General features: G+C 31.7%; 9 protein-coding genes. 8 read left to right on the top strand and 1 reads right to left on the bottom strand.

Features of this window, described 5'->3' with window-relative positions; all coding sequences use genetic code 11:
* Positions 1-149: 149 nt before the first annotated feature.
* Positions 150-710: a GTP cyclohydrolase I FolE gene (gene folE, locus K337_RS0104930; RefSeq protein WP_028855620.1), complete on the bottom strand. Its 561-nt coding sequence runs from the start codon at positions 708-710 to the stop codon at positions 150-152.
* A 296-nt stretch (positions 711-1,006) separates the two neighbouring features.
* On the opposite strand from folE, the gene hslU reads away from it, so the two are divergent.
* From hslU to nox, 8 genes are all read left to right on the top strand, one after another.
* Positions 1,007-2,326, top strand: a complete 1,320-nt coding sequence (gene hslU / locus K337_RS0104925) for an ATP-dependent protease ATPase subunit HslU (RefSeq protein ID WP_028855619.1) — start codon at positions 1,007-1,009, stop codon at positions 2,324-2,326.
* Between the two features lie 29 nt (positions 2,327-2,355).
* A complete protein-coding gene (smc, locus tag K337_RS0104920; protein ID WP_028855618.1) occupies positions 2,356-5,868 on the top strand; it encodes a chromosome segregation protein SMC in 3,513 nt (1,170 codons plus the stop codon).
* A 12-nt stretch (positions 5,869-5,880) separates the two neighbouring features.
* Positions 5,881-7,560: an ABC-ATPase domain-containing protein gene (locus K337_RS0104915; RefSeq protein ID WP_028855617.1), complete on the top strand. Its 1,680-nt coding sequence runs from the start codon at positions 5,881-5,883 to the stop codon at positions 7,558-7,560.
* 39 nt (positions 7,561-7,599) lie between these two features.
* Positions 7,600-8,589 (top strand): tetraacyldisaccharide 4'-kinase, encoded by a 990-nt coding sequence (lpxK, locus tag K337_RS0104910; protein ID WP_028855616.1) that lies wholly within the window; start codon positions 7,600-7,602, stop codon positions 8,587-8,589.
* An 8-nt stretch (positions 8,590-8,597) separates the two neighbouring features.
* The gene (locus K337_RS0104905) at positions 8,598-9,332 is read left to right on the top strand and encodes a hypothetical protein (protein WP_028855615.1); all 735 of its coding nucleotides are present in this window, start codon (positions 8,598-8,600) and stop codon (positions 9,330-9,332) included.
* Between the two features lie 119 nt (positions 9,333-9,451).
* Positions 9,452-10,033, top strand: coding sequence for a nicotinate-nucleotide adenylyltransferase (gene nadD, locus K337_RS0104900; protein WP_028855614.1), 582 nt, complete (start codon positions 9,452-9,454; stop codon positions 10,031-10,033).
* Between the two features lie 34 nt (positions 10,034-10,067).
* Positions 10,068-10,415, top strand: a complete 348-nt coding sequence (locus K337_RS0104895; RefSeq protein WP_051251614.1) for a cupin domain-containing protein — start codon at positions 10,068-10,070, stop codon at positions 10,413-10,415.
* 241 nt (positions 10,416-10,656) lie between these two features.
* Positions 10,657-12,009, top strand: a complete 1,353-nt coding sequence (gene nox / locus K337_RS0104890) for a H2O-forming NADH oxidase (protein ID WP_028855612.1) — start codon at positions 10,657-10,659, stop codon at positions 12,007-12,009.
* Positions 12,010-12,114 lie beyond the last annotated feature (105 nt).

Raw genomic sequence — 12,114 nt, 5'->3', positions numbered from 1 at the left:
TTCTAGTATTAATTTAATTATATTGTAATTCTAAGTTTTTTCCTAATTTGTATCATTTTTTTTGATTTTTTATTATTTTTAAATTTTATATTTTTCTAAATAAAAAAATGAGACCCACTATCAGGCCTCATCTTACAATTAATTTTTTCCTACATATGTTTTATCAATGACAGTGCTTCTTCTCTGGTTGCAAGATTGGTTCTAAATATTCCCCTTACTCCAGATGTAATTGTCTTTGATCCCGGCTTTTGTATTCCCCTCATAGTCATACACATGTGTTCCGCTTCTATTACAACCAATACTCCCTTTGCACTAAGTTTTCCCATTAGAGCTTCTACTATTTCACTATTCAGACGCTCTTGAAGTTGCGGTTTTTTAGATGCCACATCCACTACTCTGGCTAATTTACTCAATCCCGTTACTTTTCCATTTTCTGGAATATAGGCTATATGCACCTTTCCATAAAATGGCAATAAGTGATGTTCACACAATGAATAAAACTGTATGTCCTTCACTATCACCATATCGTTATGCTCTACATGGAAAAATACAGAAATTTCATCTGCCGGATCCTTGTGCAACCCTCCGCAAATTTCACCAAACATTCTCGCTACTCTGTCTGGAGTCTCAAGTAACCCCTCTCTATTTATATCTTCTCCCATACCCTCTAGGATTAACTTTACTCCATCCATTATTTTGTTCTTATCCATAAAACCGCCTCCTCACTTTTTAACTCTCTTTTATAATTTGCATAAAGTACTTTATAGAAATATTCTTAATTTATAGTTTTTTATATTTTATCATATTTTTCATTTAAAATCACTCAAAATTACTCCTGAATAAATTGTGATTCTCTAAAAAAATAAAAATATCTGCCATAGTAAAATATTTTTTTAAAGGATAGAAAAACACTTTACTTTTCTCTTTATATTATGAACACATTTCTTGTAATAGCCACATAAATAGTATATAATATGTCGTTAGACACTGTTATGAGGAGGAAAAAATGAAAGAAAATTTAATCCCTAAAAAAATTGTAGAAGAATTAAATAAATATATAATTTCTCAAGAAGATGCAAAAAAAAATGTAGCTATTTCACTCAGAAATAGATATAGAAGGAAGCAGATTTCAGATATGAAATTAAAAAATGAAATTACTCCTAAAAATATAATCTTAATCGGCCCTACAGGTGTTGGTAAAACTGAGATTGCTAGAAGATTAGCAACTATTACAAATTCTCCATTTATCAAAGTAGAAGCCACTAAATATACCGAAGTAGGTTATGTAGGAAAAGATGTAGAATCTATGATAAAGGACCTTGTTTCCATTACTTTTAACAAGTTAAAGTCGGAAAAAATAGAGATGTTGAGAGAAAAATATAAGGAACCTACCTTCCTTAAGGTAGCTAAACTTATAAAACCTTACGGTACGATCAATCCCGATGAAAAAAGCACTTTGTTAGAGGAAGTGGTGTCTGGAAAGTACGATGATCAAGAGATTGAAATTGAAAAACACCAAAGTTCAGAGGCTCCAATGGTTGAAGTTTTTGCCACGGGGAATGAATCTGAAGAGGATGGGGTAAAGGGTATTATCGATAATATTATGAGTTCTTTCCCAGGAGGGAAGAAAAAAATAGTTAAGATGAGCGTCAAGAATGCCATTGAATATCTTTTAAGAACTGAGATTGAACAAAATATAGACCTAGAAGAGTTAAAACCTCTAGCAGTAGAAAAAGTAGAGGAAGATGGGATTATCTTTATAGATGAGATAGATAAAATTGCCGAAAGGGAAGGCAGCAACAGCGAGGTTTCACGTCAAGGTGTTCAAAGAGACATCCTTCCAATAATCGAAGGTACCACAGTTATGACCAAATATGGTTCTGTTCGAACTGAACACATTTTATTTATTGCAGCCGGAGCTTTTACCCAGGCCAGCCCCAGTGACTTAATGCCAGAATTACAGGGAAGATTCCCTATAAAAGTAAGATTAAACACTTTAAATAAAGATGATTTTGTAAAGATTTTAACTGAGATAGACTTTAATCTATTGACTCAATATCAAGAACTATTAAAAACTGATAAAGTTAACTTGAGTTTCACTAAAGGCGCTATAGATGAAATAGCAGAAATAGCTATCGATCTCAATGAAGACATTGAAAATATCGGTGCTAGAAGATTATCAGGTGTTATTGAAAAAATATTAAATGACATTATGTTTGAAGCTCCCTATGAAAAAGAATCCACTATAAAAATTGGAAAAAAAGATGTTGTTAAAATATTTAGCTATGACCTCGTAGAAGAGAACTTAGATAACTACATCCTGTAAGGCAATAATAAAAAAAGAGTGAGGAAAATATGTATTTAAAATGTATAGAAATAGATGGATTTAAATCCTTTGCAGATAAGATTAAACTTGATTTTGATATGGGAATAACCTCTATCGTAGGACCCAATGGAAGTGGAAAATCTAATATACTAGATGCTATCCTATGGGTATTAGGGGAACAATCCTATAAAAATATAAGAGCTAAAGAGAGTAGCGATGTAATATTTTCCGGAGGAAAAAATAAAAAACCTAGAAGTACTGCTACTGTGTCACTCTATATAGACAACGAAGACAAGGTTTTAGAGATAGATGATGAAATAGTTAAGGTGACGAGAAAGATCAATAAAAAAAGTGAAAACGAATACTATATAAATGATCAGAGATGCAGGCTAAAAGATATAAATGAATTATTTTTAGACACAGGTGTAGGAAAAAGTGCCTACTCTGTCATTGGACAGGGAAAGGTTGAAAAGATAATTAGTGCTTCTAACAAAGAGATTAAAAGTATTATCGAGGAAGCCGCCGGGATAAAAAAAATAAAATTACGTAAAGACGAAGCCTTAAAGAAACTTGCTAAGGTAGAGTTAGAAACTGATAAAATAAACCTCATTGTCAATGAGTTGGAAGAGAATAAAGAAAAAATCGGTAAACAAGCTGAAAAGGCTATTAAATATAAGAAGTTAGATGACGAGATAAACACTTTAAAAAAATCTATCTACCTGGAAGAGTATCAAACTAATCAAAAAATTGTAGATGATCTATCTAAACAGAAACACAACTCAAGCCTTGCCTTAAAAGAACTCGAAAAACAATTCACAGAAAAAGAAGCTACTTTGGAAGATGTAAATAATAAAAGAAATCTTCTCAGCGATGAAATCAATACATTGACCGACAAAAATATTAATTTGAAAAAAGATGTGGATAAATTAGTCAATGATAAAGTTTTATACGGAGAAAGGATCAAAGGGTTCAATCGTGAGATCTGTAGTAAAAAAGAAAATTTAGGAAATTTAGAGGGTAAGTTAAAAGATCAAATCACTGAATTAGATAGATTAAACTCTAAAAAAGATGTTGTTTTAGAAGAATTAAAAACCCTAGAAGGGGATAACCTAAAGTATGAAAAACAAATAGGTGATTTTGAACTTCTTCAAAGAGATCTAGAGATAGAGATTGGAGTACAGAAAGAACATGTTATGGATTCTGAAGTGGGCAGACTAAAATTGATCGCTGAAATAGAAAACTCTGAAAAAAGAACTAAGAGTAGTGCCAATAAGATTCGTGGATTAGATGAAGAAGCTGTAGAATATAATAAAAAAATTGAAAAATTAACCACTGAATTGAACCTACTAGAAACTAAACAAAAAAATATTCAAACAGAGATAAAGAAGATTGATGATACCATTGAAGATGCTGAAAAACAAATAGACTCCCTCAGTCAAAAGATGAATACAATCTATGATGAGAGGAAAGAAGTGGCCTATAATCTTAGCAGACAAGGTGCAAAATTAGAAAATCTAAAAAAATTAGAAGCTAATAATGAAGGATTTTTTAAAGGTGTAAAAGCTGTTTTAAATGCCAATATTGATGGTGTAGACGGAGCTTTTCTAAGTCTTATCGATATCCCAGAACACCTTGAAACAGCTATAGAATCATCTGTTGGTGGATCGTTACAAGATATTGTCGTAAAAGACAGCGGGGTAGCTAAAAAATGTATCTCCTACCTTAAACAATCAAATGGTGGTAGAGCTTCATTCTTAGCCTTTGACAGTATAAAATTAAATAATTCTAAAAAGACAATATCACAAGATGGCGTTCTAGGTTATGCCAGCGACCTGGTCGGTTACAATTCAATCTATAATAAACCTGTAGAATTTGTATTAGGAAACCTTTTGGTAGTTAAATCTACAGATGTAGCTCTAAAAATATCTAAGGAAAACCTCCACCGTGGAAATATCGTTACCCTAGGAGGAGAGCTTATCTCAGGTAGAGGTCGTATCACCGGTGGACAGCATATAAAATCTGCCAGTTCAATTATCTTTGAAAGAAAAAAAGAGATAAAAAAACTGGATAAAATAGTCGGTGAATTGGACAAAAAACATAAAGAACTAGATAATTCATATGATACACATTCTAAACAAATGGATGAATATGAGAAAAAATTGGAAAATATCGATGATCTTAGAGTTGCAAAGGAAGACTCCTACCGGGAAATTTTAAGAAATCATACAGATCTTACAGACACCTATAGAAAAGAAACAAAAAAATTGAAGGTTATAGAGATGGAAAAAGTTGAAGAAACAAATTACATAAATGAATATAATAAACAACTTAAAAATGCCACTACCCAAAGATTTGATGTTGAAGCGTTTCTAAAAAAATCTAAAGATCGTTTGGCAGATAACAATAAAAAATTAATATCTCTTAAAACAGAAATAGAATTAATCAATAAATCTTATTCCAATATAAAGATAAATTATTTAAATAAAAAAGAACAAGTCAAGCAACTAGAAAGAGAGATCCAAAGAAATAAAGGGTTCCTCCAAGAGTTTCAAACTGAAAATAAAAAAACTGGATTGGAGATTGAAAAACTTAACTCAGATATAATCAAATTAGATGAGAGGTTAAATAATATCCAAAATGAATTCCACAGTGAAAACATAAGGTACGAAAAAGAATTTTTAGAGATCAAAGAGAAGAAAAAACTCCAAGAAGAACTTGAAACCTTGGAGAAAAAGGAAATTTTAGCTGTTAAAAACATTGAGAAAGATCTTATATTAGGAGAGAACAAGATCAAAATTCTCATTGAAAAACTAGAAAAAACTATAAACTGGGTTACTCAAATAGAGGAAAAACTAGCTGAACTAGTAGATATAGAAGAAGCTCCTCTAGAATCAACTGTTGCAGAATCTAAAGAAATCCTCTATCGTTTAGAAGCAAGACTAAAGGGATTAGGTTTAGTTAACCTCTTAGCCATCGAAGAATTTACAGAACTGACAAAAAAACATGAGTTTATAACAGCACAAAGAGATGACCTTATCGTCAGTAAAAAAGCCCTTTTAAAATTAGTTGAAGATATTGAAAAAATTATCGAGACTAAGTTTTTTACTGCATATAAGGAAATTGATAAAAACTTCGAATATATGTGTAAAGAGGTCTTAAATAATTCCATCGGTAGATTACAACTGGTTGATAATGAAAATATTCTTGAAAGTGGCATTGACTTAATGGTAAAATTTAAGAATAAAAAATCTCAATCTATAACTTTACTCTCAGGTGGGGAAAAATCAATGGTAGCTATTGCCTTTATTATGGCACTATTTATGTATAAACCTAGCCCATTTACTTTCTTTGATGAGATTGAAGCAGCACTAGACGAAACTAACATAAAAAAACTTATTAGTAAGTTAAAGGAGTTTACCGACAGATCACAGTTTATTTTAATTACACATAATAAGGAAACTATGAGACGTTCTGATACTCTCTATGGTGTTACTATGAATAAAGAATTAGGAGAATCTAAGATAATATCGGTAAGTGTATAAAAGAGAGGTAGAATGAAAAAATTAAAAGAAGCACTGAATAAGTTAGACGGAAAGAGTTATGGTGGCTATAAAGAGATCAGAGGAAGGTATAATTTTATAGATTATACCTTGGAGATCTTGAGGGTCCAGGGAGACCCATTTGCTTCTCCATCACTTTTTTCTGTAGAGATAAACCTCTTAAAATACGGTTATTCAAAGGATCTTTATGATAACCCCAGCAAAAAAATTGCTTTTGAAGACTATATCTTAAGAAAACTAAATAAATTGATCTCAAAATTAGGGAAAAGGTCTGGTTCAGGTAAAAGCGGTCAGTTAAATATCCTCTCTCCTAAACAGGAAATTCTAAAGAGATCTGCCATTGAAATTATAGGTGACACCCTCATCGTAAAATTTTATGGTGGATTACCTGCCAACGGTAGGAGGATCGCCAGCAGAGGTGCAGTTATGATGATCTTTAATGAAATCCCTAAAATTTCTAAAGAGCTCAAAATTCTCAATGTAGGATTAGAAAAATTACAACTGCATATTAAAACTAATTTGAAATCTGACTCAATAAGACGTGCTATAAAAAAAGAAAACTTAATAGTTTTCATAGAGAATAATTCAAAATTAGCTAGAACAAGCTCTATTGATGACAGGGTTTTAAGGGATGGAATCCCGTTTAATACTCCTAAATCTTTGCAAGTTACCCTTCATCTAGACAATGGTGATACTGTCACTGGGATGGGAGTTCCTAAAGGGATTACCGTAATTACTGGTGGTGGATTCCATGGAAAGTCTACCCTACTTACTGCCATTGAAAAAGGTGTGTATAACCACATTGTAGGAGATGGTCGTGAAGGGGTTATTACCGATAGGGATACTGTAAAAATAAGGGCTGAAGACGGCAGATGGATTGATAAACTGGATATCAGTAATTTTATAAATAATTTACCTCATAAAAAAGACACTCGTAATTTTACTACGGCAAATGCAAGTGGTTCTACATCTCAGGCTGCCAACATAATGGAAGCTCTGGAATTAGGAGCAACAACTCTCCTCATCGATGAAGATACTACTGCTACAAACTTTATGGTAAGAGATCGAAAAATCCAAGAACTTATCTCCCATAAAAAAGAACCTATTACCCCATTTATAGAAAGAATCGAATCTATGAAGGCTAACGATATCTCTGTGATAATTGTAGTTGGAGGGTTAGGAGATTATTTCTCCATGGCAGACAGAGTTATTATGTTAGATGAATATAACCTTCTAGATGTTACTGAAAAGGCAAAACTCATCTCTGAAAAATTTGAAAATTCAAATGTCAGAGGAGTTAATGAAAAGTTTAATATAACCTTTAGAAAACTAGATTCCCAGAAAACAAAAAAATTATTTACCTCAGATCGTTGCAAGGTAAAAACTAGAGAATTAGATGAACTCCTAATAGACAAGGAAAGTATTGATATTCGTCACTTGGAACAATATGTTGAAAATGGTCAGGTAACATTTACTGGGGAGATCATTCGAAAGGTATTCGCCCAAGGTAACCATGGAACTTTTAAAGATAAATTAGAAAATATACAGACAGAGATAGATAAAAACAATTTAAGTAAATTATTAAAAAGCAATAGCGGAAGTCTAGTTGAAGCCAGAAAATACGAGATTGCAGCCGCTATTACCAGATTACGTAAAGATATATTTGAAAAATAATTATTATGAACAAAAAAAATAGTCGAAAAGAGGAATGACATGGAACTTTTAGCGTACCTATATCATTTAATAACAAATTTTAGAAATAGATTATACGACAAACAAATCTTTAAGTCTAAAAAAATAGACGATATAGAGATTTTTTGTGTTGGAAATATTACGGTAGGTGGGACAGGAAAGACTCCTACTGTACAATATCTAGTTCAAAAATTTTTAGATGAAGGAAAAAAAGTCGCCATAGTATCTAGGGGGTATAAGGGCAAAAGGAAAGTTGACCCCATGATCGTTAGTGATGGAAAAAATATTTTTGCAACAACAAAGGAAAGTGGTGATGAACCCCTTTTACATGCTATAAATACAAAAGTTCCAATAATTGTAGGCAGAGATAGATATTCAGCCTGTATGTTAGCCAAAGAACATTTTGATATAGATACGATTGTATTAGATGATGGTTATCAGCATAGAAAATTAGAAAGAGACTGCAACATTGTTTTAATAGATGCTACCAACCCATTTGGAGGGGGAAGACTTCTACCTCTAGGAACACTTAGGGAAGATTTAAAACAACTTAAAAGAGCCAATGAATTTATCATTACTAAAGCTGATCTTGTAGATGATAGAGAGATAAAAAAGATTAAGAAATACCTATCTAAATATAAGAAAAATATCTCAGTAGCCAAATATGGAGTAGTTTCTTTAAAGGATCTTAAGGGAGACAGAAAACCACTTTTTTGGGTAAACAAAAAAAAGGTCTTATTATTCAGTGGGTTAGCCAACCCTCTAAACTTTGAAAAAACAGTGATCTCTCTTATGCCTTCCGCAACTGACAGGATGGATTTTTTGGATCACCACAATTTTAAAGAAAGAGACTTTAAAAAAATAATGAAAAGAGCAGATGAGATGGGGGCAGACTTTATAATAACTACAGAAAAAGATATTGTAAAACTTCCGCAAAATTTTCATATGCCTAGAACGTATGTACTGAAAGTAGAATTAACTATGTTAGAAGACAATCTGTTTCAAAAGTAGGAGGAAAAATGTTTCAAATAGACGATATAAGAGAAAAAAATATAGATAAATTTTGCGAAATTTATCTTACAGGTGGAAAATTAAAATTAATTGAAGCTATTGCAGAAGGATTAGGAAAAAGATCATATTTTACTATCAATTGTGATGGAACTATCAAAAGAAAACCAATGAATCATGCTCTTCCACTTATAACAACTATAAATAATGATAACTATAGAGAGATCATAGAGACTCTTTTAGAGACAATGATCGATCTGACTCAAAGGGAAAAAATAAAAAAAATAGAAAGATTATCTAAATATTCTATGGATACTTTAACTAATAATTTCAATAAAATTATGGCAAGCGGAGATAAGATATTTGGTTTTAAATATGGAAAAGAGCTATTTTTAAGAGATAAAAAATTATTTTTTAAGATGCTGTTTGATTATATTTTATTAGAAGATATCGAGAGTGAAAAATCAACTATGGCTTGGAGCTTATATCAACTAATGAAGGACAATGATTTTTCAGACGAGGTATTTTATGTGGGAATGTCATATATCTTGCAAAAAAGATCTGAATTCAAAAATTTTGAGAGGGTCAGAACTACTAGTTTTACTCCTACATCTAAGATAGAAGTAATCGCAGCATCTAAAACTATGGATTCTTTAGAGATCTCTAGTTATGGAATGATATTAAATGAATTTACATATAAAAAAGAAGATATCTATACAGAGATCTTAAAAGAAAAACTAAAATAATAGCAACGTGACGTTCCATCAAAATAAATACAATTCATGAAATTTATAATTTCTAGATAATAAAAAACTTAATCACAGATTATAGATATAGAGAGAAGATAATAAAAGGATGTTAATATATGGATAATAATAAAATTATAGAAAAAATAGGGATTTTCGGGGGAAGTTTTAACCCTATCCATAGGGGGCACATAGAGATGGCAGACCTGGCTATTAAAGAACTTAATTTGGATAAATTATATATCGTGCCTGTAGGAACTCCATCTCATAGATGTAACAAGGAATTTGTCAGTGGTCATGATAGGATGGCCATGATAAAATTAGCCTGTTCAAAGAACAAAAAGCTCTATCCTTGCGATTATGAGATCAATTCTAAAAAGGTATCCTATACCTATGATACCCTTCTCAAAATCGTAGAGAGCCACCCTGACAGCCTTATATATGAGATTGTTGGAGAAGATTCAGCAGAGTATTTAACCAGCTGGAAAAATTATAATGAGATGGTTGATCTCTGTAAATTTGTTTTTTTCAAAAGAAAGGGCTATTGTTCTACTACTAATGGACTTCTGACCATTGAAGCACCACTATTTGATCTCAGCTCTACTATGATCAGAGAAAAGATAAAAAACAACGAATCATTGGATAAATATATAGTCCCAGAAGTAGAGGAATATATAAAAGAACATCGATTATACAGATAAATAAAATTTTACAATAAGTATAAGGGGGCTGAACATGATAATCAAAGAGTGTGAAACAAAAAAAGTAACCAGTGAAAAACCTCGTGGGGGACATGGTCTTATCCATGGAATGCAATATCTTGTAGGAGATGAAATAACTAATAAGGTAAAGATAGTTATGGCGAATGATCTTGAGGTCGGAGCTATGATAGGAGAACATTCTCATATAGATGATGAGGAGTTTTACTATATTATAGAAGGTCAAGGTCAAGTTATCGATGACGGTGTTGTTAAGGAAGTCGGTGCTGGAGATTTGGTTTATACAGGATCTGACCACTCCCACTCGTTGAAAAATACAGGAGATACAAAATTAAAATTTTTAGCTTTTATAGTTGAAAAATAAGGAACATGACGTTCCATCCAATTAGAAAAATCTAAGATTTTATGAACTTCTATTCATTAAAAATATCTGTAACTTTCTAATATAAAAAAAAAGAGAATGACTCAAGTAAAAAATTTACTTATGAGTTTTTCTCTTTTTTTTTAGAAAAAATTTGACACGCAGTATATTCAATGATATATTAATCACATAAGATGTTGTAATCAATATAAAATTATAATTAAAACAAAAGGAGAGTATAACTATGAAAAAAGAGAAAGTAGTAGTAATTGGAACAAACCATGCAGGAACTCATTCTATCCTTGAGATTGCTAATAAATATAAAGATACCCATGAGGTAGTTACATATGATAAAAATGATAATATATCATTTCTAGGATGTGGAATGGCTCTATGGATTGGTGGAGTAATTGATTCTGGAGATGGATTATTCTATGCTACTCCTGAATCATTATGTGAAGCTGGGGCAGAAGTTCACATGAAACATGATTTTAAAAATGTAGATTTTGATAAAAAAACTATAGAGATAGAAGATCTAGAAAGTGGAGAGATGAAAACTGAAACTTATGATAAACTTATCTTTGCAATCGGATCATGGCCTATCTTACCTCCTTTACCAGGACATGATTTAGAAAATATTATATATGCGAAGATCTTCCAAAATGCACAGGGTGCAATTGAAAAAATAAAGGATCCATCTATTAAAAAAGTTACCGTTGTAGGAGCTGGATATATCGGGATTGAATTAGTTGAAGCTTTCAAAGAAAACGGAAAAGAAGTTACTTTAATCAATGATATGGATGTATTAAATAGATATTATGACTCCAACTTCCAAGAGATGATGAGATCTAACTTGGAAAAAAATGGAATTATTATGAAATTAGGAGAAACTGTTACTGAATTTAAAGGTGATGGAAAAGTAAGTAAAGTTATCACAACTAAGGGAGAGTATGATACTGATCTAGTTCTTATGTCAATTGGATTCAAACCTAATACTGGTATTTTAGCAGATACAGGGATCGAATTAAGTCCTAGAGGAGCTATCCTTACTAACAATAGGATGGAAACAAGTATTAAAGATGTCTACGCTATAGGAGATTGCTCTACTGTATACAACAATGCATCTGAACAATTTGAAAATATTGCTCTTGCAACAAATGCTGTAAGAACAGGGATCGTTGCAGGTCACAATGCTTGCGGTACACCACTTGAGATGCAGGGAGTACAAGGATCAAATGCAATCCATATATTCGGCTTGACACTATGCTCTACTGGATTAACTGAATCAGTGGCCAAAAGTTTAGGAATGGATGTTGAGACAGTTGAACACACCGACTTAATCAAAGCTTCTTTCATGCCAGAAAATGATGAGATCACAGTAAAAGTGGTATGGGACAAGGAAACAAAGAGAATTATAGGAGCACAAATGGCATCTACTTCAGATATTACATTAGCCCTACATTTCTTCAGTTTAGCTATCCAAGAAAAATATACTATTGATAAGTTAGCACTTACAGATACGTTTTTCCTACCACACTTTAACCAACCACATAACTTCATTACGAAAGCTGGTTTATTAGCACTAGGTAAATTATAAAAAATATTAAAAGAGGCTTTGAGCCTCTTTTTTTAAAATTACTCCTCTCCCCTTTGAGGTTAAATAATCATTACTTTTGGAAAAAGGCCTGCTTTTAAAAAAACC

This window comes from Psychrilyobacter atlanticus DSM 19335, from assembly GCF_000426625.1.
In the GTDB taxonomy this organism is placed as follows: Bacteria; Fusobacteriota; Fusobacteriia; order Fusobacteriales; family Fusobacteriaceae; genus Psychrilyobacter; species Psychrilyobacter atlanticus.
Note: the sequence above shows the minus strand (reverse complement) of the source record. Positions and strands in the feature narration are given on the sequence as shown.